This window comes from Roseovarius atlanticus, assembly GCF_019802205.1.
GTDB lineage: Bacteria > Pseudomonadota > Alphaproteobacteria > Rhodobacterales > Rhodobacteraceae > Roseovarius > Roseovarius atlanticus_A.
The window spans coordinates 386,067-410,814 of the sequence record NZ_JAHVHQ010000003.1 but is presented as its reverse complement, the minus strand read 5'-3'; the positions used below and the strand labels follow the sequence as shown (position 1 = coordinate 410,814).

The 24,748-nt window shown below is 66.6% G+C and carries 22 protein-coding genes; 9 read left to right on the top strand and 13 right to left on the bottom strand.

Going from position 1 to position 24,748, the window contains the following annotated elements; all coding sequences use genetic code 11:
* Positions 1-6 precede the first annotated feature (6 nt).
* From KUV49_RS07810 to KUV49_RS07795, 4 genes are all read right to left on the bottom strand, one after another.
* Positions 7-771 carry a hypothetical protein gene (locus tag KUV49_RS07810; RefSeq protein ID WP_222449464.1) on the bottom strand — a complete coding sequence of 255 codons (765 nt, stop codon included), beginning with the start codon at positions 769-771 and terminating at the stop codon, positions 7-9.
* Positions 743-1,159, bottom strand: a complete 417-nt coding sequence (locus KUV49_RS07805; RefSeq protein WP_222449463.1) for a phage holin family protein — start codon at positions 1,157-1,159, stop codon at positions 743-745. The genes KUV49_RS07810 and KUV49_RS07805 overlap by 29 nt, the downstream gene beginning before the upstream one ends.
* Complete coding sequence (locus tag KUV49_RS07800) at positions 1,159-1,602, bottom strand: hypothetical protein (RefSeq protein ID WP_222449462.1); 444 nt, start codon at positions 1,600-1,602, stop codon at positions 1,159-1,161. Before KUV49_RS07800 ends, KUV49_RS07805 begins: the two co-directional genes overlap by 1 nt.
* A 208-nt stretch (positions 1,603-1,810) precedes the next feature.
* Positions 1,811-2,356 carry a hypothetical protein gene (locus tag KUV49_RS07795; protein ID WP_222449461.1) on the bottom strand — a complete coding sequence of 182 codons (546 nt, stop codon included), beginning with the start codon at positions 2,354-2,356 and terminating at the stop codon, positions 1,811-1,813.
* 362 nt (positions 2,357-2,718) lie between these two features.
* Here KUV49_RS07795 and KUV49_RS07790 point away from each other — a divergent pair, with 362 nt between their 5' ends.
* Positions 2,719-3,732 carry a histone deacetylase family protein gene (locus tag KUV49_RS07790; protein ID WP_222449460.1) on the top strand — a complete coding sequence of 338 codons (1,014 nt, stop codon included), beginning with the start codon at positions 2,719-2,721 and terminating at the stop codon, positions 3,730-3,732.
* Between the two features lie 66 nt (positions 3,733-3,798).
* Positions 3,799-4,581 carry a phosphonoacetaldehyde hydrolase gene (phnX, locus tag KUV49_RS07785; RefSeq protein ID WP_222449459.1) on the top strand — a complete coding sequence of 261 codons (783 nt, stop codon included), beginning with the start codon at positions 3,799-3,801 and terminating at the stop codon, positions 4,579-4,581.
* On the opposite strand, the gene KUV49_RS07780 is transcribed toward phnX, so the two are convergent.
* The 5 genes from KUV49_RS07780 to hisS all read right to left on the bottom strand — a co-directional run bounded on the left by KUV49_RS07780 (position 4,546) and on the right by hisS (position 9,008).
* Complete coding sequence (locus tag KUV49_RS07780; protein WP_222449458.1) at positions 4,546-5,091, bottom strand: DUF4166 domain-containing protein; 546 nt, start codon at positions 5,089-5,091, stop codon at positions 4,546-4,548. The two genes, phnX and KUV49_RS07780, sit on opposite strands and share 36 nt — an antisense overlap.
* Positions 5,088-5,549 (bottom strand): thiol-disulfide oxidoreductase DCC family protein, encoded by a 462-nt coding sequence (locus KUV49_RS07775; protein ID WP_222449457.1) that lies wholly within the window; start codon positions 5,547-5,549, stop codon positions 5,088-5,090. The genes KUV49_RS07780 and KUV49_RS07775 overlap by 4 nt, the downstream gene beginning before the upstream one ends.
* A gap of 122 nt (positions 5,550-5,671) precedes the next feature.
* Complete coding sequence (gene hisG / locus KUV49_RS07770) at positions 5,672-6,367, bottom strand: ATP phosphoribosyltransferase (RefSeq protein ID WP_222449456.1); 696 nt, start codon at positions 6,365-6,367, stop codon at positions 5,672-5,674.
* Positions 6,364-7,461 (bottom strand): ATP phosphoribosyltransferase regulatory subunit, encoded by a 1,098-nt coding sequence (locus tag KUV49_RS07765; RefSeq protein ID WP_222449455.1) that lies wholly within the window; start codon positions 7,459-7,461, stop codon positions 6,364-6,366. The genes hisG and KUV49_RS07765 overlap by 4 nt, the downstream gene beginning before the upstream one ends.
* Positions 7,461-9,008: a histidine--tRNA ligase gene (gene hisS / locus KUV49_RS07760; protein WP_222449454.1), complete on the bottom strand. Its 1,548-nt coding sequence runs from the start codon at positions 9,006-9,008 to the stop codon at positions 7,461-7,463. The genes KUV49_RS07765 and hisS overlap by 1 nt, the downstream gene beginning before the upstream one ends.
* Before the next feature lie 165 nt (positions 9,009-9,173).
* Here hisS and KUV49_RS07755 point away from each other — a divergent pair, with 165 nt between their 5' ends.
* A complete protein-coding gene (locus tag KUV49_RS07755; protein WP_222449453.1) occupies positions 9,174-9,368 on the top strand; it encodes a SlyX family protein in 195 nt (64 codons plus the stop codon).
* Positions 9,369-9,391: 23 nt separating this feature from the next.
* On the opposite strand, the gene KUV49_RS07750 is transcribed toward KUV49_RS07755, so the two are convergent.
* Together KUV49_RS07750 and dnaE are read right to left on the bottom strand one after the other, a co-directional pair.
* On the bottom strand, positions 9,392-10,249 hold the full coding sequence (locus KUV49_RS07750; protein ID WP_222449452.1) for a hypothetical protein: 858 nt from the start codon (positions 10,247-10,249) through the stop codon (positions 9,392-9,394).
* Between the two features lie 117 nt (positions 10,250-10,366).
* Positions 10,367-13,915 carry a DNA polymerase III subunit alpha gene (dnaE, locus tag KUV49_RS07745; RefSeq protein WP_222449451.1) on the bottom strand — a complete coding sequence of 1,183 codons (3,549 nt, stop codon included), beginning with the start codon at positions 13,913-13,915 and terminating at the stop codon, positions 10,367-10,369.
* Between the two features lie 168 nt (positions 13,916-14,083).
* Between dnaE and KUV49_RS07740 the strand changes: the two genes are divergently transcribed.
* The 6 genes from KUV49_RS07740 (at position 14,084) to KUV49_RS07715 (ending at position 20,436) form a co-directional block, all read left to right on the top strand.
* Positions 14,084-15,601 carry an ABC transporter ATP-binding protein gene (locus tag KUV49_RS07740; RefSeq protein ID WP_222449450.1) on the top strand — a complete coding sequence of 506 codons (1,518 nt, stop codon included), beginning with the start codon at positions 14,084-14,086 and terminating at the stop codon, positions 15,599-15,601.
* A 90-nt stretch (positions 15,602-15,691) separates the two neighbouring features.
* Positions 15,692-16,774, top strand: coding sequence for an ABC transporter permease (locus KUV49_RS07735; RefSeq protein WP_222449449.1), 1,083 nt, complete (start codon positions 15,692-15,694; stop codon positions 16,772-16,774).
* Positions 16,774-17,694, top strand: coding sequence for an ABC transporter permease (locus KUV49_RS07730; RefSeq protein ID WP_222449448.1), 921 nt, complete (start codon positions 16,774-16,776; stop codon positions 17,692-17,694). The genes KUV49_RS07735 and KUV49_RS07730 overlap by 1 nt, the downstream gene beginning before the upstream one ends.
* Before the next feature lie 28 nt (positions 17,695-17,722).
* Positions 17,723-18,796: a BMP family ABC transporter substrate-binding protein gene (locus tag KUV49_RS07725; protein WP_222449447.1), complete on the top strand. Its 1,074-nt coding sequence runs from the start codon at positions 17,723-17,725 to the stop codon at positions 18,794-18,796.
* A 237-nt stretch (positions 18,797-19,033) separates the two neighbouring features.
* Complete coding sequence (locus tag KUV49_RS07720) at positions 19,034-19,693, top strand: DUF938 domain-containing protein (RefSeq protein ID WP_222449446.1); 660 nt, start codon at positions 19,034-19,036, stop codon at positions 19,691-19,693.
* Positions 19,690-20,436, top strand: coding sequence for a GH25 family lysozyme (locus KUV49_RS07715; protein ID WP_222449445.1), 747 nt, complete (start codon positions 19,690-19,692; stop codon positions 20,434-20,436). The genes KUV49_RS07720 and KUV49_RS07715 overlap by 4 nt, the downstream gene beginning before the upstream one ends.
* A gap of 465 nt (positions 20,437-20,901) precedes the next feature.
* Here KUV49_RS07715 and cysK read toward each other — a convergent pair whose 3' ends face one another.
* Both cysK and KUV49_RS07705 read right to left on the bottom strand, forming a co-directional pair.
* Entirely contained in the window at positions 20,902-21,972 is a 1,071-nt protein-coding gene (cysK, locus tag KUV49_RS07710; RefSeq protein ID WP_222449444.1) for a cysteine synthase A, read from the bottom strand.
* Between the two features lie 171 nt (positions 21,973-22,143).
* Complete coding sequence (locus KUV49_RS07705; RefSeq protein ID WP_222449443.1) at positions 22,144-24,651, bottom strand: FAD-dependent oxidoreductase; 2,508 nt, start codon at positions 24,649-24,651, stop codon at positions 22,144-22,146.
* Between the last annotated feature and the right edge of the window lie 97 nt (positions 24,652-24,748).

Sequence of the window (24,748 nt, the reverse complement as noted above, 5' to 3'; positions counted from 1 at the left end):
TGGTATTTACCCTGCCTTGGTCTGGAATTGCTCGGAACCGGCGCGAACCGCTTCGTTGACGGCCGCCTTGCCCCGGGTTTCCAGCTCGGCGATCTCGGCGCTCAGCCGTTCCTCGGCGGCGCGCAGAAACGCATCGCGACGCGCCCCCATGATCTCGGCTTCGCGGCGGGTGCTGGGCAGAAGGGCGCCCAGAAGCCCGCCGATCCCGGCAGCGACCAGCCCGGTCACCAGCGGTTGCGAATTGTGCGTGTCGACCGCCGACTTCGCGGCACCGCGGGCATAGCGCTCCGCCGCTTCCTGTGCGTCGACCGCTTTCAGCCGCATCGAGATCACGCGGTCGCGCGCCTCGGGTCCAAGCCGGTCCAGTCCGCTGTCCAGCATCCGGCGCATCCGTGACGAGGACGGGCTGGCGCGGCCCACCGCGACCTGGGCGCGCTTGGCGTTCCGGTCGGCGGCCCGCGCAATGCGCTCGTCCTGGCTCAACTCGCTGTTGCGCCGCAGGTTCGAGAACGCACCTTTCTGATGCGCGGCACCCCCGGCAACCAGCATGGCGGCACCGATGCCGACCAGCGCGAGGCCCACGGGATGGTCCTTGGCCGACTGCGCGATGCTGTGCGTGGCGCTGCGGCCGTACTCGGCGACGTCGTGCACCGTCTGGCGGCCCAACCGCGCCGGGTTCACTGTGTCGGCGAAATCACCGATCGCATCGGCCAGGCCGGTGCGATGCTCTTCTGCATCTTTCTCAAGCTTTTCCATAGACTTCGCGGTCATTGTGACTCTCCTCGAATATTGCAATATCTGACTTCAGGCTGTCGATCGTCCGCCGCGGCATCATCGCGCGGGCAGACAGGCGCCGCATCCCGATCATGGCAAGCACGACCGTCACCACGACGAACACGCCGAACACGATCGCCGCCGCCGTACCCAGCCCCAGGCCCATGTCCGCCAGCGCCAGAACGGCAACGACGCCAAGGGCGTGGATGCTGACCAGGGCGAACAGCATCGCACCGGCAAGCAGGATAAGACCCGCCTTGGCCGAGCGAACGCTTTGACGCATCTCGCGCCCGGCCAGGTCGGCGTGGGCCGCCAGCAATCCCCGCGCCTCGCGCAGGATGCGGGCCACAACCACGCCAAGCGGTTGTTTCGGTCGATCCATCATCAGTCGCGGCTTTCCGCCTTCGGCGCTTCGGGCAGATAGCCCGACCACACGTCTTCATCCGCTGTGATCAGCTCCGGTTCGTCCTCCGCCGGTGCGCTTGCACTCAGGAAGCGCGCCGCGGCGAATCCCGCCAGGGCAGCACCGCCCAGAAACAGCAGCGGGTTGCGGCGGGCAAAGGCCGACACATCGTCGACCAGATCGGGGATCGAGCGTTCACGCAGGCGGTTGGTCGCGTTTTCCACCGCTTCGCTCGCCTGGGTCAGGATCGAATTCACGGCATCGTAATCCTCGAACTCGCCGGCGGCCTTCCGGGCCGCACTCGATACGGTATCGGCATGTTCGGCCACGTCGTCGCGCACGTCATCCATGCGGGCTTCGGCCTCCTTGGTGACGGCTTCTTTCCCGTCGTTCACCATGTCTTTGACTTTGGTCTTGGCGTTCATTTTTCCGTCTCCTCACGTAGGTGTAACGTGTTGCGATCTGTATTGCTCTCACAACGCCCCCACCCGTCAGAGGTTCCGCTCTGGCCGCAATATCTTTGCCGTCGCCACCGGGCCCAGAACACCGGCAAAACCGCGCTCTGAACACGAAAAAACCGGGATGCCGAAGCACCCCGGTTCGAACTCGTCACTCTAAGCGGTTGAGCGGGCGTTAGCCGCGGCTCAACGCGTCCGCGATACGGTCACGCAGGTAGTCGACCGAAAACGCGTATTCCAGCGCTTTGCCTTGGTTGGTCGTCTGCAGCGACTTCACCTGAATGCCGACGGTCGGCACCTGGTAGCCGGCTTCAGGGTCGAGATCGACAAAGACCAGACCGCCCATCTCACCGCTGTCTTCGGTATAGGACACGGTACCGACCGGCTCGCCCGTCACCGTGAAGATCTTCGTGCCCGGCTCTGCGATCAGCAGGATGTTTTCGCCCTCGGTGTTCTCCGAGCCGGTTTCGTCCTGTGCGACCTCGTCGTCGACACCTTCGTCGGCCGAACCCGACGTTTGCGATCCGATCACGACGATGTCGTCGCCATCTTCGGAATAAGTTTTCGTCTCGACGGTGGTCTTGCCGTCCGTCACTTCGGCGGCGTTTTCGAGAACCTGACCTTTGTTGGTCACATCTTCGCCGACGGTGGAATCAGCGTAGGCGGCAAGGGCGCCTGCGGTCGAGAATGCGGCTGCGAGTGCAATCGTACGGTTAAACATGGTAATCTCCTTCGCTAGTGCAGCACCGTGCTGCGATCTGGGGTAAGAACCACGTGCCCCCGTACGAGTTCCCAAAAATTTCTTGCACGAGTGAATTTGTACGGTTGGTCACGGTCTGCACAATTGCGGGGGCTTGACATGGATACGCCCTAGTATTTTGAAAAAAATATATTTTTTCTCCAATTCAGGCAGGTTTCCTTGCAACTTCCTCACTGGCGCAAACAATATCGTGAACCGTCGAAACGGCTACGAACCTGCCACACCCGCGCGCAACTGTGCATTTTTCTGCCGAGCCTTCCGGTGTCATTCCACCACGCTCCGGGCTAATCTGCACGCCGCACCACCTCGACCGGGATATGATTATGCACGCCTACCTCGCCACGGCCCAATCCGACCACGCGCCGCAAACCTTCCTGCACCAAGGCGTGCCGAAGCCCTCGCCCGAGGCGCCCGAACGCATCGGCATCCTTCAGGAGGCCGCCCGGGCCGCGGGCTGCAATTTTGCCGACCCACCCGATGCCGGTCTCGCGCCCATCGCCACTGTGCACACCCCCGAATACCTCGCCTTCCTGCGCACCATCCACGCCCGCTGGTCCGCCCTCGACGGCGCCGCGCCCGAGGTCATTCCCAATATCCACCCGCGCACGCGCGGCGACAGCTACCCCACCTCGCCGGTGGGCCAGGCCGGCTATCACCAGGCCGACACCGCCTGCCCCATCGGCCCGCACACGTGGGCCGCCGCCTACGCCTCGGCCCAATGCGCCATCGCCGCCGCCGACGCGGTGACGTCCGGGGCGCCGCACGCCTACGCGCTCAGCCGTCCGCCGGGGCATCATGCCTATGCCGACCAGGCCGGCGGCTTCTGCTTTCTCAACAATTCCGCCATCGCCGCGCAGCGCCTGCTGGACGCGGGCCACCGCCCGGCGATCCTCGATATCGACGTGCACCACGGCAACGGCACCCAGGGCATCTTCTACGACCGCGCCGACGTGCTCACCGTGTCGATCCACGCCGACCCGGCCGATTTCTACCCGTTCTTCTGGGGTCATGCGCAGGAACGCGGGACCGGCCCCGGTCTCGGCGCCAACCTCAACCTGCCCCTGCCGCGCCTGACGGGCGACGACGGCTATGCCCCCGCCCTCGACGCGGCCCTCGCCCGCATCGCCGATTTCGGCACCACCGCGCTTGTCGTCGCCCTCGGCCTCGACGCGCACGAAGCCGACCCGTTCAAGGGACTCGCCCTCACCACCCCCGGCTTCACCCGCATCGCCCGCACCCTTGCCGGCACCGGCCTGCCGCTCGTGCTGGTTCAGGAAGGCGGCTATGTCTCCGACCATCTGGGCACGAACCTCTCGGCCTTCCTCTCGGGGCTCTGACACCTGTCACGAAACCATCAAACTCGCCCGCTAGACCCGGGCGAACCGCCAGCAAGGACCGCTTCCATGACCCGCTTCACCGCCGCCGTGTTCGACTGGGCCGGCACCACCGTCGATTTCGGCTCCTTCGCCCCGATGGGCGTCTTCGTCGAGGCCTTCGCGCAGTTCGGCCTCACCGCCAGCATCGAACAGGCCCGCGCCCCGATGGGCGCGCCCAAGTGGGACCACATCCGCACCATGCTCGACATGCCCGACCTCGCCCGCCAGTGGCAGGATCGGCATGGCCGCGCCCCCACCGACACCGATGTCGACGAGGTCTACAAGGTCTTCGTGCCGATGAACGAGAAGGTGGCGGCCGATTACGCCACCCTGGTGCCGGGCTGCGCCGAGGCCATCGCCGAGCTGCGCGCCATGGGCCTCAAGATCGGCTCCACTACCGGCTATACCCGGTCGATCATGGAGCACGTCCTGCCCGTCGCGGCGGCACAGGGCTACACCCCCGACAACCTGGTGTGCTCCGACGACCTGCCCGAGGGCCGCCCCGGCCCGCTTGGCATGTACAAATGCATGATCGACCTCGTCGCCTACCCGCCCTCAACGATCCTCAAGGTCGACGACACCGCCCCCGGCATCAAGGAAGGCGTCGCGGCGGGCTGCGTCACCGTGGGCGTCGCCCTCTCCGGCAACGCGGTCGGCAAGTCGCCCGAGGACCTGGCCGCCCTCACCGAGGCCGAGATCGCGCCACTCCGCGCCCATGCCACCGCCCTGCTGAAAGACGCCGGCGCCGATCACGTCATCGACACCATCGCCGACCTACCCGCCCTCGTCCGCCGCCTGGGCCACGTCTAGCCACCCGTGATAGCGCAGCACCGGCGCGCGCCCCCAGGGCAGACCGATGGAGATCTCGAACAGGTAGCGCCCCGCGTCGGGCCGCTCGCGCGCCGCGACCTTCGGCGCGATCCACCCCGGCACCGGCAGCCCCAGGCACCGGAACCGCCAGTCCACCAGATCAAGTCCCCCCTCCGCCGGCACCAGTCGGCTGATGGCCACCATCGCGCCCATCCGCTCGGCCAGCCGCCCACCGGGCGTGGCCCATTGCACCGTTTCCATCACCTGCCCCGCCATGCCGCGCGTCCACACATCCCGGTCACCGCGCCCGCGCTTTTCGAACCGCAGTTCCGCATCCTCCACCTCCAGCGGAAACCCCGCCAGCCGCAGCCCCGCCCGCAGCACCGGGTTGCGCGCCACCTCCACCGTGATCCGCCCGTGAAACACCCCGTCGCCCGCGTGCAGCGCCCGGCATTCCGGCGCCAGCGCCGCCATCTCGTCCGCGCCCAGAAGCCGCGCGTAGACCGTCACAGCAACAGCCGCTTCTGCACCTCGGGGTCCGGCAGGGCGCACAAGTCCCCATGCCCGAACACCGCGTACCTGTTCCGCGCGATCCGCGCATAGATCCAGTCGCGCAGGCCCACCGGCAAGACCCACGCCAGCCGCATCGGCACATAAGCCCAATGCAGTCGCGGAAACAGCAGCGCCATTCCGTCCAGCGAGCCCCAGGCCCGCCCCTCCTCGATCATCAGCCACGACGCCGGGTCATCCGCATCCAGCCCGTAATGCTCCAGCAGCGCCCGCCCCAGCCCGCCTTGCATCGGCGCGATCCGCACCCTGTCATCCGTGTCCAGCCGCGCGATCCGACACGCCGCGCGGGAACAAAGCGCACATCCCGCATCCATCACCACGACGATCCGCCCGTCATCGAAGGCCGGCACCGCCGGATCGTCCCGAAACGAATAGGGCTGCCGCGCGTCGGGCTGCATCACCGCAGCCCGGGCTTTTTCTTGCCGAAAATACTCACAACCCCACCGCCCACGTCCCGCACCGCCGCCGGATCATCGCGCCGGCGGGGTGTCACTCTCCCGGAAATACTCAAGAGACGTCCTCAGTCCACGCCCAGCGTATCCAGAAGCGCCTTCAGCGCCGCGTGATCGTCCGGGTCATGCGCCACCCGGCGCGAGCGAAACAGCGTCGCCTGGCTGCGCAGGATCATGCCGTCCTCCAGCGTCTTCAGGTGATTGGCCCTGAGCGTGTCGCCGGACGAGGTGATATCGGCAATCGCCTCCGCCGTTTCGTTCTTCACCGTGCCTTCCGTCGCGCCCTGGCTGTCGACCAGCTGGTAATCCGCCACGCCGTTGTCGCGCAGGAATTCCCGCACCAGCCGGTGATACTTCGTCGCGATCCGCAGGCGATACCCGTGCTTGCCCCGAAACGCCGCCGCCACCGCATCCAGGTCATCCAGCGTGCCCACGTCCACCCAGGCCTGCGGCACCGCCAGCACCAGGTCGGCGGCGCCAAAGCCCAGAACCTCGACCTCTTCCACGACCTGCTCCCAGCCGCCCAGTTTCTCGCGCACCAGGTCCTGCCCGGTCACGCCCAGGTGGATACGGCCCGCCGCCAGCTCGCGCGGGATCTCCCCCGCTGACAGCAGCACCAGCTCGACATTCTCGACCCCGCGCACGAAGCCTGCGTATTCGCGCTCCTCGCCGCTCCGGCCCAGCTCCACGCCCCGGTCCGCGAACCAGCCAAAGGTCTTCTCCATCAACCGGCCCTTCGAGGGCACACCGATCTTCACGCTCATGCCCCGCCTCCCAGCGCCACCACCTGGTCGGGGCGGATCACGCCGCCCACGGCAGGGATCTCGTGCCCCCCGCCCAGCCGCCGGGTCAGCGCGTCATAGCGCCCGCCCGTGGCCACCGGGGGCAGGTCCGGGCGCTTGGGCACCGAAAAGCCGAAGACGAAGCCGTCGTAATATTCCATCTGGGTGCGCCCATAGCTGGCCTCGAACTCCAGGCTATCGGGCGCCACGCCCGCACGCTCCAGCGCCTCCAGCCGTTTGGCCAGAACCTCCACCGCCCCGGCAATCGCCGGCATGTCCACCGCGATGTCGCGCAACTGCTCCAGCGCGTTGTCGGCGGTCTCGCGCACCGCCAGCACGGCGTCCAGCAACTCGACCTCCGGCGCCGCCAGCGGCGCGGTCCCGGCATCCTCGCGCAGCGCCTTGATCCGCGCCGCAATCTCGTCCGGCCCGCGCAGCCCGATCATCGGCGCATCACAGGCCATCGGGTCCTTCGCCTTCAACAGTGCCGCCCGGCTCTCCGGCACAGGCGCCCGGCCCGAGAACCGCTCGATCAGCGCCCGGAACCGCCGGGGCCGCCAGATATGCCGCCGGAGCGCCACCTTGCGCCGCTCGGTCGTTTCCAGCCCGTCGACCGCGGCCATCAGGATGCCGATATCGCCGATCACCGCCTGCAAGGGCAGATCCTTCACCGCCTCGTGGATCACCGCGAAGACCCGCGCATCCGCCTCTTCGGGCGCGCGCCGGTCGAACATCTCGAACCCCACTTGCAGGAATTCATTGGCCCGATCCGGGTCCTCTTCCTGCCGCCGGAACACCTCGCCCGCATAGGTATAACAGGCCGGTTCCGCCCCGTGCGCCATATGCATCTGCACCACCGGCACGGTGAAATCGGGCCGCAGCATCTGCTCGCCGCGCAGCGCGTCCGAGGTCACGTAGGCCCGCGCCCGGATATCCTCGCCATAAAGGTCCAGAAGCGTGTCCGCAGGTTGCAGCACCGAGGTTTCCACCGGCACCGCCCCCGCCGCCTGGAACATGTCGCGCAGCCGCGCCGCCTCGGCCTTGACCGCCGCGCGGTTGTCCGGGGTCGGTCCCATCAGCCCTGTCCGCTTTCCTGGCCGTCCAGGATCTCGCGCACCTTCGCCACCAGATGGTCGCGCGGCACCTCGAACTGGCTCGGGCGTTCCTTCCATTCCTCCAGCGTGGCGTTCTCGGCGATCTGCGCGCCCAGCACCAGATCCTTGATCTGCACCTTGCCCGCATCGAACTCGTCGCTGCCCGCAATGACCGCGACGGGACTGCCCCGCCGGTCCGCGTATTTCATCTGGTTGCCGAAATTCTTGGGATTGCCCAGATAGACCTCCGCCCGGATGCCCGCACTGCGCAGCTCCGCGACCATCGTCTGGTAATCCGCCATCCGGTCCCGGTCCATGACGGTCACGACCACAGGCCCCTCGACCGCGCCCCCGATCCGCCCCTTCTCGCGCAAGGCCGCCAGCAGGCGATCCACACCGATGCTGACCCCCGTCGCCGGCACCGCCTGCCCGGTGAACCGCTTCACGAGGTCATCATAGCGCCCCCCACCCGCGACCGAGCCGAACTGCCGCTTGCGCCCCTTCTCGTCGAAGATCTCGAAGGTCAGCTCGGCCTCGTACACGGGGCCGGTGTAATACCCCAGCCCCCGCACGACGCTCGGGTCGATCACGATCCGGTCCGGGCCATAGCCCTGCGCCGCCAAGAGTTCGGCAATCTGCTGAAGTTCATAAACACCTTCTTCGCCATCAGCACTATCACCAACGGCCTCTTGAAGGTTTTTCAACGTGTCAGCATTGGTTGAACCGCGTGCGACTAAGAATCTGACGACACGCTCAGCTTGCTGTTTATTCAACCCAACGCCTTCAATGAAGGCACCAGAGGAATCTTTTCGTCCCGTGGTCAGCAATTCGCGTACGCCGGCCTCTCCAACCTTGTCGAATTTGTCGATCGTCCGCAGCACCGCATCGCGTGTCGATATATCCCAAACACGCCTAATGGTTTCTCGTGTCGTCTCTCCGCTTTCGTTGGGGCGCTCAGGTGCGATTACATTGAGCACCCCGTTCAGAACCTTCCGGTTGTTCACCCGGATCAAGTAGTCCCCGCGCGGGATTCCCAGCTCTTCCAGCGTATCCGCCAGCATCGCGCAGATCTCCGCATCGGCGGCCATGCTGGCCGTGCCCACCGTGTCCGCGTCGCATTGATAGAACTGCCGATACCGCCCCGGCCCCGGCTTCTCGTTCCGCCAGACCGGCCCCATCGCATAGCGCCGGTACGGCGTCGGCAAATCGTTGCGATACTGCGCATAGACCCGCGCCAGCGGCGCCGTCAGGTCATAGCGCAGCGCCATCCAGTCGCCCTTGTCGTCCTCGTCGAACTCCTGCCAGGCAAAGACGCCCTCGTTGGGCCGGTCGACATCGGGCAGGAACTTGCCCAGCGCCTCGACCGTCTCAACCGCGCTCGTCTCCAGCGCGTCGAAGCCATAGCGATGATAGACCCCGGCGATCTTGCGCAGCATCTCGGCGCGCTCGGAAACCTCGACACCGAAATAATCGCGGAACCCCTTGGGCGTTTCCGCCTTGGGGCGCGGGGCCTTCTTGGTCTTCGCCATGTCCCTTGTTCCTTGGCTGGGGTCTTTGCGGCGCGGTCTAGCCGAAGGCGGGTTGCGGGGCAAGCACGGCGCGGGCCCGACTGTGACCTGGCGTCACTTGTTTTCCCCTTGATTGCGGGCAGACAAGGTTTGATCATGTTTTGGCACACAGCCCCAGGGTCGCATATGCAAGAACTCGAAGAGAAAATCGCCCACCTGATCCGGGCCGTGGACGACCTGTCCGACACGGTCGCCCGGCAGGAAACCGTGATCGCCCTGCTCAATCGCCGCGTTCAGCTGCTGCTGGAGCGCGAGGCCGAACGCGAGTCGACGTTGGACGGCCAGAGCGTCGTCGGCGACAGCCGCCCGCCCCACTGGTAGGCAAGACCGGATGCGAAGGGCGCTCAGCCGCCCTTGCGATCCTGCGCCAGCACCGCGCCGTCATGCACCAGCACCGTGTTCCACTGCGCATTGCTGCCGAACCGCTCGTAGATGCTGACGAACACCGTGTCCCGCTCCAGCCGGTTGATCCGGGTGCCGCAGGGCTTGCCCCGTCCCACCCGGCACACGCGTGACTTGAGCTCCTCATAGGCCTTGTCGGTCGTGCTGTAGGGCTGCACCTCGGCGGGCAGACCATAGCGCAGCTGCTCGTGCGACTCGGCCCCGGCCAGCACCGCGACGGCGGCCGAGAACTGCCGCGCGCAGCCGTCGTCGAACCCGGTCAGGTAAAAGCTCCGCAACCCCGTGCTGCCCGGTGCGCTGTCGTAAAGCGCGTACTTGCCCCGACCTTCCGGCAGGGTCTCGACCCGCTTGCCCATCTGCCTGTCGCTCAGCCCGCAAATCCGGGCGACGCGCCCATAGGGCAGCACCGTGCCCGGCGCGACCTCGCTCGTGGCGCCCTCGACGGGGGCATTGCTTCCGCCGCCGCCCAGCAGCCCGAAAAGACCGCGACGCTGCGGTGTCCGCTCGACCTCGCGCGTGGCGCCATAGGTTTCCGGCGGTGTCAGGCTGGCCGTCTCCACCGACGCACCGGCCTCCGCGTCTTCGGGACCCTCCGCGGTCTCCGCCTTGGGCGCGTTCCCGCCCAGCAGGCGCGCCAGGAACCCGCCGCTCTCGGCCTCTGCCCGCGCTTCGGGTCCGGGCACGGCGCCCATGGTCCGGGCATCCTCGGCCAGGTCCTGCTCGGACAACCGGCCGATCTCGGCCTCGGGCGCGCCACAGCCCGCCAGGGCCAGCACGCAAATCAACGCAATTTTCCGCATGGTCCTCCCGGGGTCCCATCGCATACCGTCAACGACTTAGCCCAGAACCGCGACCCGGTCCACTGGCCCGCCGCCGCGCCGGTGGAGTGTTGCCGATCCGAATCACTCGGCCCCGGTTCAGAGGTCCTCGACCATCACCACGCCGTCGAGGCTCTTGATCGCGCCCTTGATCTGCGGCGTCACCGGAAACTCCCGGCCCGCGTCGATCTCCACTTCGCCGGGCAGCGCATGATCCATCAGGCAGAACCGGATCGGCCCGCGCCCGCCCCGTGCCGCCGTCGCCGGTGCGTTGGTCAGCACCTGCGCGACCGACCCGATGGCGGCCTCGCTGTCGACGAAGATCTTCAGCCCGCTGGCGCCCGCATCCGCGACCACCGCATCGGCGGGCTGCACCGACCGCGCCAGCAGCTTCAGCTGGTCGCTTTCCATCGTCGCCTCGACCACGATCACCACCTGGTTGCCGGTCTCCAGATGCTCGCGCGCCACCTCCAGCGTGTCCGAGAACATCGTCACCTCGTAGCCGCCCGTCACGTCGCTCAGCTGCACGAAGGCAAAACGGTTGCCGCGCGCCGATTTCCGCTCCTGCCGCCCGGCCACAACACCCGCCATCTTGGCCACCACGGCCCCCGACCGCGCCGCCAGCTCGTTGACCTCGTCCAGCGTCTTGACGTCCTTGCGCTTCAGCGCCGCCATGTAATCGTCCAGCGGATGCCCCGAGAGGTAGAACCCCACGGCGGCATATTCCTCGGTCAGCCGCTCGGCAGGCAGCCAGTCCTCGACCGGGCTCAATCGCGGCTCCGGCAGGTCCTCGCCCGCCTCGCCAAAGAGCGACACCTGGGCCGAGCCCTTCTGCTCGTGGATCGCCGCCGAATAGCGCATCAGCGCCTCCAGGCTGTCGAACACCCGCCGCCGGTTGCGGTCCAGCGCGTCGAACGCCCCCGACCGCGCCAGCATCTCCAGCGGGCGCTTGCCCACCGCCTTCAGGTCCACGCGCCGGGCAAAATCATAAAGCGTCACGAACGGCTTCTCGTCGCCCCCGCCTCGGACCTGATCCGGGGCCTCCTCGCCGCCCTCGCGCCGCGCCGCCACGATCAGCCGCATCGCCTCGACGCCCACGTTCTTCAGCGCGCCCAGGCCATAATGCAGCACGCCGTCCTTCACCTGGAACGTCGCGTCCGAGCGGTTCACGCAAGGCGGCGCCCAGGGCAATTCCAGCCCCTTCTTCACTTCCTCGAAATAGATCGCCAGCTTGTCGGTCAGGTGGATATCGCAGTTCATCACCCCGGCCATGAACTCCACCGGGTGATTGGTCTTCAGCCACGCCGTCTGGTAACTGACCACCGCATAGGCGGCGGCGTGCGACTTGTTGAAGCCGTAGTTGGCGAACTTGTCCAGAAGGTTCCAGACCTCCAGCGCCTTGGCGTCGTCCACCCCGTTTTCCTTGGCCCCCGCGATGAACTTGGGCCGCTCGGCATCCATCGCCTCCTGGATCTTCTTGCCCATGGCCCGGCGCAACAGGTCCGCGCCGCCAAGCGAATACCCGGCCATCTCCTGCGCGATCTGCATCACCTGCTCCTGGTAGACGATGATGCCCTGCGTCTCGTCCAGGATATGATCCACCGACTTGTGCAGGTAATCGCGCTCGCTCAGCCCGTTCTTCACCTCGCAATATTTCGGGATGTTCTCCATCGGCCCGGGCCGGTAGAGCGCCACCAGCGCCACGATATCCTCGATGCAGGTGGGCTTCATCCGCTTCAGCGCATCCATCATGCCCGAGCTTTCCACCTGGAACACCGCGACCGTCTTCGCCTTGGCGTAAAGCGCATAGGTCTTCTCGTCATCGAGCGGTATCTGCCCGATATCGTTCTCGGCCCCCTCGTTCGGCTCGTAGATTTGGGCTCCATCCGCCGCCGTATGCAGATCCCGCCCGCCCGCGTGGATCTGCTCGATCGCGTTCTGGATCACCGTCAGCGTCTTCAAACCCAGGAAGTCGAACTTCACCAGCCCCGCCTGCTCAACCCATTTCATGTTGAACTGCGTCGCCGGCATGTCCGAGCGCGGATCCTGGTACAGCGGCACCAGCGCGTCCAGCGGCCGGTCCCCGATCACGACCCCGGCGGCGTGGGTCGAGGCGTTGCGCAGCAATCCCTCCACCTGCATCCCGTATTTCAGCAGGCGGTCCACGACCTCCTCGTTGCGGGCCTCGTCGCGCAGGCGCTCTTCCTGCGCCAGCGCCTTCTCGATGCTGACAGGCTTCACGCCCTCCACCGGGATCATCTTCGACAGGCGGTCCACCTGGCCATAGGGCATCTGCAAGACCCGCCCAATATCGCGCACCGCGGCCTTGGACAAAAGCGCACCGAAGGTGATGATCTGCCCCACCTTGTCGCGCCCGTACTTGCCTTGCACGTACTGGATCACCTCTTCCCGGCGATCCATGCAGAAGTCGATGTCGAAGTCGGGCATCGACACACGCTCGGGGTTCAGGAACCGCTCGAACAGCAGGGAATACCGCAGCGGATCGAGGTCCGTGATCGTCAGCGCATAGGCCACGAGGCTCCCCGCGCCCGAGCCGCGCCCCGGCCCCACCGGGATGTCATGATCCTTGGCCCACTTGATGAAGTCGGCCACGATCAGGAAGTAGCCGGGAAAGCCCATCCCCTCGATGATCCCCAGCTCGAATTCCAACCGCGCCTCGTATTCCTCGACCGAGGCCGCGTGCGGAATGACCGCCAGCCGCGCCTTCAACCCCTCCTGCGCCTGCCGCCGCAACTCGTCCACCTCGTCGTCGGCGAACCTGGGCAGGATCGGATCGCGCCGATACGCGCCAAAGGCACAGCGCTGCGCAATCTCCACCGTGTTCTCCAGCGCCTCGGGCAGGTCGGCAAAGAGCGTCGCCATCTCGGCGGGCGACTTGAAGTAATGCTCCGCCGTCAGCCGCCGCCGCGGCTCGGACTGGTCCACGTAAGCGCCTTCCGCGACACAGATCATCGCGTCATGCGCCTCGTACATTTTCGCTTCAGGGAAATAGACGTCGTTCGTCGCCACCAGCGGCAACTCCATGGCATAGGCCATCTCGACAAAGCCGCGCTCGGTCTTGGCCTCCGCCTCCGGGACGCCCGCCTCGCCCCGATGCCTCTGCAATTCCACGTAAAGCCGATCCCCGAAGATCCCGGCAAGCTTCTGCATCAACGCCTCCGCCGCCGGGCGCTGGCCCAGTTGCAAGAGCTTGCCCACCGCGCCCTCCGGCCCGCCGGTCAGGCAGATCACCGACGCCCCATGCGCCTCCAGGTCCTCCACCGTCAGATGCGCCAGCTGCCCGTCCCCGCGCAGGTACAGCGCGGAATTGAGCTTCATCAGGTTCTCGTAGCCTTCCTCGTTCTGCGCCAGCAGAACCACCGGCGCGGGCGGCACCGGCCGCTTGCCCGGCTCGGGCGTCATGTATTCCAGGTCCATCTGGCAGCCCATGATCGGCTGCACCCCCGCCCCCTGCGCGGTGACGGAAAACTCCAACGCGGCGAACATGTTGTTGGTGTCGGTCACCGCCACCGCGGGCATCTGGTGCTTTGCACAGAGGTCCGCGAGCTTTTTCAGCCGCACCGCCCCTTCCAGCAGGGAATACTCGGTATGGACGCGAAGATGGATGAATCGGGGGGAGTTGCTCATGCCACCACACTATCCAGCGCCGCCCCCGCCGCCAAGCCCGACATCTGCCCAAATCCGCATCACCCACACCCGCCCGACGCCGCGTATCCCACGCGTGCCATTGCCGTGCCCGCCCGGCTTGCGCTAACAGGGACGGGGAACCGCGAAACCGGGGGGGGACGACGGCGCGTGACGGAACCGCTGCTCAGCATCGAGGGGCTGACCAAGGCCTATCCCGGCGTGGTCGCCAACGAGGACGTCAGCTTCGACATCCGCGCGGGCGAGGTCCACGCCCTCCTGGGTGAAAACGGCGCGGGCAAATCCACGCTGGTCAAGATGATCTACGGGCTGGTCAAGCCCGACAGCGGCACGATGCACCTGCATGGATCACTTTTCACACCGTCCGAGCCCAGCGACGCGCGGCAACAGGGCGTCGCCATGGTGTTCCAGCATTTCTCGCTCTTCGACGCGCTCACCGTAGCCGAAAACGTGGCCCTCGGCATGGAAAACCCGCCGCCCATGCGCACCCTCGCCGCCCGCATCCGCGAGGTCTCGGAAACCTACGGATTGCCGCTCGACCCCACCCGCATCGTGGGCGACCTCTCGGCGGGCGAACGCCAGCGGGTCGAGATCATCCGCTGCCTCTTGCAGGAGCCGCGCCTGCTGATCATGGACGAACCCACCTCCGTCCTGACCCCGCAGGAGGTCGAGATCCTGTTCGAGACCTTGCGCAAACTCACTTCCGAGGGCGTGGCGATCCTCTATATCTCCCACAAGCTGGAAGAGATCCGCACGCTCTGCGACCGCGCCACCGTCCTGCGCCGGGGCCGCAACGTGGGCACCTGCGACCCGGCGCAGACCACCGCGCAGGCGATGGCCGAGATGATGGTCGGCAGCGCCTTCGCCGCCCCCGCCCGGCGCAACACCGAGCGCGGTGACGCGCGCCTCGTGCTCGACGCGCTCTCGGTCCGCGCGCCTTCCGCCTTCGGCACGTCGCTCAAAAAGGTGTCGCTCACGCTGCACGCGGGCGAGATTCTCGGCATCGGCGGCGTCGCGGGCAACGGGCAGGACGAACTCCTCGCCGCACTCTCGGGCGAGTTGCCGGTGACGCCCGGCGCCCTGCGCCTCGACGACACCCCCATCGGCCGCCTGCCCCCGCAGGCCCGCCGCGATCTCGGCCTCTTCGCCGCCCCAGAGGAACGGCTGGGCCACGCCGCCGCCCCCGAGATGAGCCTGACGGAAAACACCCTGCTGACCGGCGCGACCCGGCAGGGCCTCTCGCAGCGCGGTTTTCTCCATTGGTCCCGCGCCCGCAGCTTCGCCGAAAAGGTGATCGCCGATTTCGACGTCCGCACCCCCGGCGCCGAGGTGGCCGCCCGCGCGCTCTCGGGCGGCAACCTGCAGAAATTCGTCATCGGCCGCGAGATGGCGCACGACCCCGAGGTGCTGATCGTCAACCAGCCCACATGGGGCGTCGACGCCGCCGCCGCCGCCTTCATCCGCCAGGCGCTGATGGACCTTGCCGCGAAGGGCGCGGCCATCCTGGTCATCAGCCAGGACCTCGACGAGCTGATGCAGATCTCCGACCGCTTCGCCGCGCTCAACGCCGGCCGCCTGTCGGACATCCATCCCACCGCCAGCCTCACGACCGAGCAGGTCGGCCTGATGATGGGCGGCGCGCATGACATGGAGGTGGCGCATGTCTGACCCCGCGCAGAAAGAGATTCTTGCCTCCGGCGGGGATATTTTCGGCCAGAGGAAGACACGGCCCCCCGCCCTCCGCTCGGGACGTGCCCCGTGCTGAAACTGGAGCGCCGCCCCCAGCCATCCCGCACCTGGTCCGCGCTGGCCCCGGTGCTGGCCGTGCTGATCACCATGATCGCCGGCGGCGCGATGTTCGCCGCGCTGGGACAAGACCCGGTCGAGGCCATCCGCACGATCTTCTGGGAGCCGCTTTTCGGCGAGTTCGCCTTCTACTACCGCCCGCAACTGCTGGTGAAGGCCGCACCGCTGATCCTCATCGCCATCGGCCTCGCGCTCGGGTTTCGGGCGAACATCTGGAACATCGGGGCCGAGGGCCAGTACATCATCGGCGCGCTCACCGGCGCGGGCGTCGGGCTGGCCTTCTATCCGACCGAGTCCGCCCTGATCTTCCCGCTGATGGTCCTCGCGGGCGCGCTGGGCGGCTGGGCCTGGGCGATGATCCCGGCCTTTCTGAAGGTCCGCTTCGGCACCAACGAGATCCTCGTCTCGCTGATGCTGGTCTACGTGGCCGAGCAGTTGCTGGCCAAGATGTCCCTGGGCCTCCTGCGCAACCCCGAGGGGCGCGGTTTTCCCGGCTCGCGCAACCTGCGCGACTATCCGTCGGCCCACAATGCCGAGATCTTCGCCGATACCGGCATCCACTGGGGCGTCGTGGCCGCCACCATCGCCGTGATCTTCGCCTATATCCTGCTGACCCGGCACCTCCTGGGCTTTCACATCAGGCTGGCAGGCCAGGCTCCCCGCGCCGCGCGCTTCGCGGGCGTGGCCCCCGCCCGGCTGGTGCTGATCTGCCTCGGGATCTCCGGCGCGCTGGCGGGCCTTGCCGGCATGTTCGAGGTCGCGGGGCCCGCCGGACAGATCAACATCGAGTTCAACGTGGGCTACGGCTTCACCGCCATCATCGTGGCCTTCCTCGGGCGCCTGCATCCCATCGGCATCCTGCTGGCCGGGCTCTTGATGGCGCTGACCTATATCGGTGGCGAGGCTGCCGAATCGAACCTCGGCCTGCCCGCCGCCGCCATCCAGATGTTCCAGGGAATGCTGCTCTTCTTCCTGCTGGCCGTGGACGTGCTGACCCATTTCCGCCTGCGGTGGAAATCGGCGGAGGTGGCCTGATGGACCTCTCCGCGATCGACCCCATCCTGCTTCTGGCCTCGCTCATCGTGGCCTCCACCCCGATCCTGCTGGCCGCGCTGGGCGAGCTGGTGGCGGAGCGCGCCGGGGTCCTGAACCTCGGCGTCGAGGGCATGATGATCACCGGCGCGATCTGCGGCTTCGCCATCGCGGTCAACACCGGCTCGCCCTTCATCGGCTTCGTGGCGGCAGCCCTCGGCGGGGCCGTCCTTTCCCTGCTCTTCGGCCTCCTGACCCAGGTCGCGCTCGCCAACCAGGTCGCCTCGGGCCTTGCCCTCACGCTGTTCGGCCTGGGGCTCAGCGCGCTCCTGGGACAGGGCTACCAAGGGATCAAGCCGCCCCCCACGCGCAGCCTCGACATCCCGGTGCTGTCGGACCTGCCCGTCGTCGGCCGCATCCTCTTTTCCCACGACCTGATGGTCTATCTCGCCCTCGCGCTTGTCGCCGCCGTCTGGGCGATGCTCAAGTACACCCGCGCGGGCCTCATCCTGCGCGCCGTGGGCGAGAACCACGATGCCGCCCATGCGCTGGGCCTGAAGGTCGTGCTCGTGCGCCTTCTGGCCATCCTCTTCGGCGGCGCCTGCGCGGGGCTGGGCGGCGCCTATCTCTCCCTCGTGCGCGTGCCGCAATGGACCGAGGGCATGACCGCCGGCTATGGCTGGATCGCGCTGGCTCTCGTGGTCTTCGCCAGCTGGAAGGCCGGCCGCGTCCTCCTGGGCGCCTGGCTTTTCGGCGGCATCTCGGTGCTGCAGCTCAACCTTCAGCCCACCGGCATCCCGATCCCGGTCGAATACCTCTCCATGTCGCCCTACTTGATCACCATCCTGGTGCTGGTCATCATGTCCGGCGACAAATCCCGCGCGCCCGGCTCTTTGGGCCGCACGTTCCACGCCTCGCAATGAGGCCAAAAACCTCAACAGGGAGACCTCAATGATCCTCACCCGAATTCTGGCCACGGCGGCGCTGTCGCTCGGCCTCGCCCTGCCCGCTCCGGCGCAGGACAAGACCAAGGTCGGCTTCATCTATGTCGGCCCCGTCGGCGACGGCGGCTGGACCTATGAACACGACCAGGGCCGCCTCGCGGTCGAGGAGCATTTCGGCGACCAGGTCGAAACCGTGTTCCAGGAAAGCGTCCCCGAAGGCGCCGATGCCGAGCGCGCCATCACCCAGATGGCCCTGCAGGGCGCGGATCTCATCTTCACCACCTCCTTCGGCTTCATGGACGCCACCATGGCCGTGGCGCAGAAATTCCCCGACGTGAAGTTCGAGCACGCCACCGGCTTCAAGACCGCAGACAACGTTTCCGTATACTCGGCACGCTTCTACGAGGGCCGCGCGATCCAGGGCCATATCGCCGGCAAGATGACCGACTCCAACATCGTCGGCTACATCGCCTCCTTCCCCATCCCCGAGGTGATCCGCGGCATCAACGCCGCCTATATCCACGCCAAGAAAGTGAACCCGGACGTCGAGTTCAAGGTGATCTGGGCCTACACCTGGTTCGACCCCCCGAAAGAGGCCGACGCCGCCACCGCGCTCATCGACCAGGGCGCCGACGTGATCCTGCAACACACCGATTCCACCGCACCCCAGGCGGCGGCGGAAAAGGCCGAGGGCGTCATCACCTTCGGGCAGGCGTCCGACATGGCCGAGTACAAGCCCAAACCGCGCGTGAGCTCGATCATCGACAACTGGGCCCCCTACTACATCGCCCGCACCCAGGCCGTGATCGACGGCAGCTGGGAAAGCGCCGAGACCTGGGACGGCATCGGCCCCGGCATGGTCGAGATCGGCGAGATCACCGACGCCGTACCCGCGGAGGTCAAGGAAGAGGCGCTGGCGATGAAAGAGTCCATCGCGACAGGCGAGTACCACCCCTTCACCGGCCCGCTGAACCGGCAGGACGGCTCGGCCTGGCTGGCCGAGGGCGAAGTCGCCGATGACGGCACGCTGCTGGGCATGGATTTCTTCGTCGAAGGCATCACCGCCGAAATCCCGCAATAAACATCAAGGCCCCGCCCAACCCGGCGGGGCCCACGGTCATCCTCGGGTCCAATCGGGAATGACCTCCGCGCTTTCGTAGGGTGGGTGAAACCCACCTCTTTGGTGGGTGGAACCCACGCGCCTCGCCATCTGCCAAATCCAACCACCTTCCGCGCGCCCCGTCCCGGGCCTGACCCGGGACCTCCCGCACGCAAGATCACCCTTGCACCAGGGCGCGATCCCGTCCCAACTGTCCTCATGACAGACACGCCCCCCCGCATCTCCGTCGCCCACGAGGGCACAGGCGCCCGCCTGCACGCGCCCGCCGCCGAGCGCAACGCGGGCGCACTCCTCGACCTGCTCAAGACCCACGCTCCGGCGTCGGGCACGGCGCTCGAACTCGCCAGCGGCACCGGCCAGCACGTCACCCATTTCGCCACCCACCTGCCCGGTCTCACCTGGCAACCCACCGACATCACCGAAGACCGCCTCGCCTCCATCGCCGCATGGTCCGCCGATGCACCCCGGGGCGCGATCCTGCCGCCACTTGCCCTCGACGCCACCCGACCCGGCTGGTCCGCCACCCATAATGGATTTGCCCTCGTCCTGCTGGTCAACCTGCTGCACCTCGTCTCGACCCAGGCCGCCCGCACGCTGATCGCCGAGGCCGGCCAGGCCCTCGCCCCGCAGGGCCGCTTCATCACCTACGGCCCCTTCCTGCGCGATGGCCGGGCGACCTCTGACGGCGACGCCCGGTTCGATGCCGCGATCCGCGCCGATCATCCCGACGCGGGCTACAAGAACGACGCCGACATGTTACGCTGGGCGCGCGAGTCAGGTCTGGACGTCGTCGCGCGCACCGAGATGCCGGCCAACAACCTCGCCCTGGTAATGGTACGATCAAAGGACACTGCATGACCCGGTTTCTTGTCGCGGCGCTGACCCTTTGCCTGCTCACCCTGACCTCCGCCTGCGCAGGCCCCCAATTCGGCGACAACGATCCGGTCGACTGGGACGGACCCCCGCCCTGGGCCTACGACATTCACGGCATCGACGTCGCCCGTTTCCAGAACGACATCGACTGGGCCCGCGTCCGCCAGTCCGGCATCGAGTTCGCCTACATCAAGGCGACCGAAGGCGGCGACCGGCTGGACCCGAAGTTCGCCCGCAACTGGGCTGGCGCGGGTCAGGCCGGCCTCCCGCGCGGCGCTTACCATTTCTACTATTTCTGCACCCCGCCCGAGGTGCAGGCCCGCTGGTTCATCCGCAACGTCCCCCGCGAAAGCGGCGCCCTGCCGCCGGTGATCGACCTGGAGTGGAATCCCTATTCCCCGACCTGCACCACCCGCCCGCCGGGGGCCGAAGTGCGCCGCCAGGCGCGTGTCTTCATGGACATCCTGGAACGTCACTACGGCCAGCGCCCGATCATCTACACCACGCTGGAATTCTACCGCCAGACCGGCATCGGCCAATTGAACGAGGAATTCTGGCTGCGCTCCACCGCGCGCACGCTCGCCACCACCTATCCCGGCCAAAGCTGGAGCTTCTGGCAATATACCGGCACCGGCGTGGTGCCGGGCGTCGGGGGCGGCGTCGACATCAACGTCTTCGCCGGCAACCGCGCCACCTGGCAGCGCTGGCTGCGGGCGCGCACGCGATAAGGCGCGCCCCAGTCAAATCCCCTAAAGTCACGCGTCTCTTTCCCGACATTGCTGACAGGACAAGGATCACGTCAACAGCGGGAGGGTAGGACAATGTCGACCGTGAAACTTCCGCAACAAGCTCGGGCGGCCAAGGCATGAACCAACGCACCCGATGCACATATGTTCGTCACGAAACCAAAGATGCGATCATCGGCGAGGTGTTCGTTCGCTTCGAGCCCTGGTGAGACTTGCATGTCGAGCACCCAGCCGGTTAACAGCCGCGCAGCGGCCCGGCCATCGTCAGCCCCTCCCTTGGGCTGGCGATTTGGCGGGGCTGGGCGCACCGATCATTCCGAGGATGTATTTGGCAGGCATAAAGTGCTTCAGAATTGCCGTCGGATCGCCATCCCAGGGGCTGACGCTGGCCTCCTCCGTGCACGTCTTTCATGTCCCGCACAGCCCACTTCCGAATCGACGACGCCCCTACCCCATCTGCGCCGACGGGGTGGAGCGGGAAATCTCCGCCTCCTCCTCGGTCATTTCCTCCGGCACGCCCTCGAACAGCGGCGTCGACAGGTACCGCTCGCCGGTATCAGGCAGCATCACCAGAATCACCGATCCTTCCGGCGCGGTCTCGGCCACCTGCATCCCGACCGCGAAGGTGGCGCCGCCCGAAATGCCGGTGAAGATGCCTTCCTCCGCCGCCAGCCGACGCGCCCATGTCACGCCATCGGCCCCGGCCACCGGGATCAGCTCGTCATAATAGCTGTTGTCGATCGCCTCCTGGATCACGTAGGGAATGAAATCCGGCGTCCAGCCCTGGATCGGATGCGGCTCGAAATTCGGGTGGCTTTCCGTGGGCTGATGCCGGTCGTTGCGGGTATTCACATACCCCGAAGAGATGATCGCCGCATTCGCAGGCTCGCTCAGGATGATCTTCGTGTCGGGCCGCTCTTTGCGCAGCACCCGCGCCACGCCCGTCACCGTCCCGCCGGTGCCATAGCCCGTCACCCAGTAGTCCAGCCGCTCGCCCTCGAAATCCCCCAGGATCTCGCGCGCGGTGGTGGCCTCGTGGATATCGGCGTTGGCCTTCGTCTCGAACTGGCTCGCCAGGAACCAGCCGTTCTCCTCGGCCAGTTCCTTGGCCTTGGTGTACATCCCGAACCCCTTCAACGCCTTCGGCGTCAGCACCACCTTCGCCCCCAGCATCCGCATCAGCTTGCGCCGCTCGACCGAGAAACTCTCCGCCATCGTCACCACCAGCGGATAGCCCTTGGCGGCGCAGACCATCGCCAGCCCGATCCCGGTATTGCCCGACGTGGCCTCCACCACCGTCTGCCCCGGCGTCAGGCTGCCATCGGCTTCGGCGGCCTCGATGATGTTCAGCGCCAGCCGGTCCTTGACCGACGCCGCCGGGTTGAACGCCTCGGCCTTGACGTAGACGGTCACGCCCTTGGGCGCGATGCGGTTCACGCGGATGACGGGCGTGTCGCCCACCGTGTCCAGAACGCTGTCATAGCGGCGGCCGCGCCCGCTGGTTGTTCGGCGTGTCATGGTGTCCTCCCGGGGTCTGGTTTTCCCCCGAGTCTTAACACAGTTTTAACCGCTTTGGGGACGCTCCATTAAGAAACGCGCCGGTGCGCAAGGCACCGACGCGTTACCACTGAAATACCGACGTGTTACCGACGCGGGTTCTAGCCGTTAACGAACCGATTCGCGCGCCCCTCACCCATCCTTGCGGATGGTCTCGTTCTTCGGGTCATACGGGCTGTCGCAGGTCACGGTCGCGTCCCACAGCTTATCGAACATCTTGACCTTCAGCCTGGTGCCTTCCACCGCCAGATCGGGGGTGACATAGCCCATCCCGATCGACTTGCCGAAATGCACCGAATAGCCGCCCGAGGTCAGCCGCCCGACCCGCGTGCCGTCCGCGGTGTAAAGCACCTCGCGGCCCCACGGATCGGCATCCTCCGGCCCGTCGATCAGAACGGTGCAGCACTTCGAGCGCACGCCGGTTTCCTGCAATTTATCCTTGCCGTGGAAGTCCTTATCCAGATCGACAAAGCGCGGCAGATCAGCCTCCAGCGGGGTCGCGTCGCGGCCCAGCTCGTTGCCGAAGGCGCGATAGGATTTCTCCTGCCGCAGCCAGTTCTGCGCCCGTGCCCCGACCAGCTTCATGCCGTGCTTCTCGCCCGCCTTCTCCAGCAGATCGAACAGGTAGTTCTGCATCTCCATCGGGTGATGCAGCTCCCATCCCAGCTCGCCGGTATAGGCCACGCGGATCGCCTTCACCGGGCACATGCCCAGCTCGATCTCGCGGCAGGACAGCCACGGAAAACGCTTGTTGCTCAAGGCCGTAGCCGGATCGGCGTCCTTGATCACCTCGTTCAGAACGTCACGCGATTTCGGCCCCGCGATGGCGAAGACACCCCATTGGCTCGTCACATTCTGGATCTCGATATACCCGAACTCTTCGGCCTTGTCGGCGGCCGCCTTGCGCAGGTAATCGGCATCGTATTCCGTCCAGGCCCCTGCGGAGACACAATAATACGCGTTCTCGCCGGTCCGCACGATGGTGTATTCCGTGCGCGTCGTGCCATGATCCGTCAGCGCATAGGTCAGATTGATGCGGCCCACCTTGGGCAGCTTGTTGCAGGTGAACCAATCGAGGAACGCGGTGGCACCGGGTCCCTTCACCACGTGCTTGGTGAACGCCGTCGCGTCGATCAGGCCCACGCCGTTACGCACCGCTTCCGCCTCGGCCTTGGTGTGCTCCCACCAGCCGCCACGGCGGAAGGACCGCGCGTCGTGGTCGAAACTGTCCGGCGCATCCAAAGGCCCGAAATAGTTGGGTCTTTCCCATCCGTTGACGAACCCGAACTGCGCGCCGCGCGCTTTTTGCCGGTCATAGGCGGGCGCCGTGCGCAGCGGGCGGCAGGCGGGCCGTTCCTCGTCGGGGTGGTGCAGGATATAGACGTGTTCGTAGGCTTCCTCGTTCTTGCGCGCGGCGAACTCGGTCGTCATCCAGTTGCTCGAATACCGCTTGGGATCAAGGCTCGCCATGTCGATCTCGGCCTCGCCCTCGACCATCAGCTGCGCCAGGTAATAGCCCGTGCCGCCAGCCGCCGTGATGCCAAAGCTGAAGCCCTCGGCCAGCCACATGTTGCGCAGTCCCGGCGCGGGTCCGACCAGCGGGTTGCCGTCGGGGGTATAGCAGATCGGACCGTTGTAATCGTCTTTCAGACCAACGGTTTCCGTCGACGGGATCCGGTGGATCATCGACATGTATTCTTCCTCGATCCGCTCCAGGTCCAGCGGGAAGAGGTCGGCACGGAACGTGTCCGGCACCGAGTATTCGAACCGCGCCGGCGCGTTCAGCTCATAGGGGCCAAGGATCCAGCCGCCGCGCTCTTCGCGGACATACCACTTGGCGTCGGCATCGCGCAGAACCGGATGCTCTTCGCCACCCTCCTGGCGATACTTGACCAGCTCGGCATCGGGCTCGGTGACGATGAACTGGTGCTCCACCGGGATCGCGGGAATCTTGATGCCCAGCATCCGCGCGGTGCGCTGCGCGTGGTTGCCGCTGGCGGTCACAACATGTTCTGCGGACACGACAATCTGCTCGTCCGAGGGCACCAGGTTGCCGCCCTTCTCGACCATCTTGGTCAGCGTGACATCCCAGTGATCGCCCTTCCATTCAAAGCCGTCGGCCTGCCACTTGCGCTCGATCATCACGCCGCGCTGGCGCGCGCCCTTGGCCATCGCCATGGTCACGTCGGCGGGGTTGATGTAGCCGTCGGTCGGGTGATAGATCGCGCCTTCCAGATCGTCGGTATTGACCAGCGGCCAGCGCTCCTTGATCTGCGCGGGCGTCATCCATTCATAGGGCACGCCACAGGTCTCCGCGGTCGAGGCGTAAAGCATATATTCATCCATACGCTCTTTGCTCTGGGCCATGCGCAGGTTGCCCACGACGGAAAAGCCGGCGTTCAGCCCGGTCTCTTCTTCCAGCGTCTTGTAGAACTTGATCGAGTAGTCATGAATATGCGTCGTCGCATAAGACATGTTGAAATACGGCAAGAGACCCGCGGCGTGCCACGTCGAGCCGGAGGTCAGCTCGTCACGCTCGATCAGCATGACGTCTTCCCAGCCTGCGCGGGCCAGATGATAGGCGATCGAGGTCCCGACGGCACCGCCGCCCACGATCAGTGCTTTTACTTGGGTTTTCATGACATCCGACTCCCTTGGCAGGCATGCTGGCGTGCGTTGTATCACGCCTGTAAACATGCGGCGGGTCCATCCGACATGTCACCGAACAAAAACGACG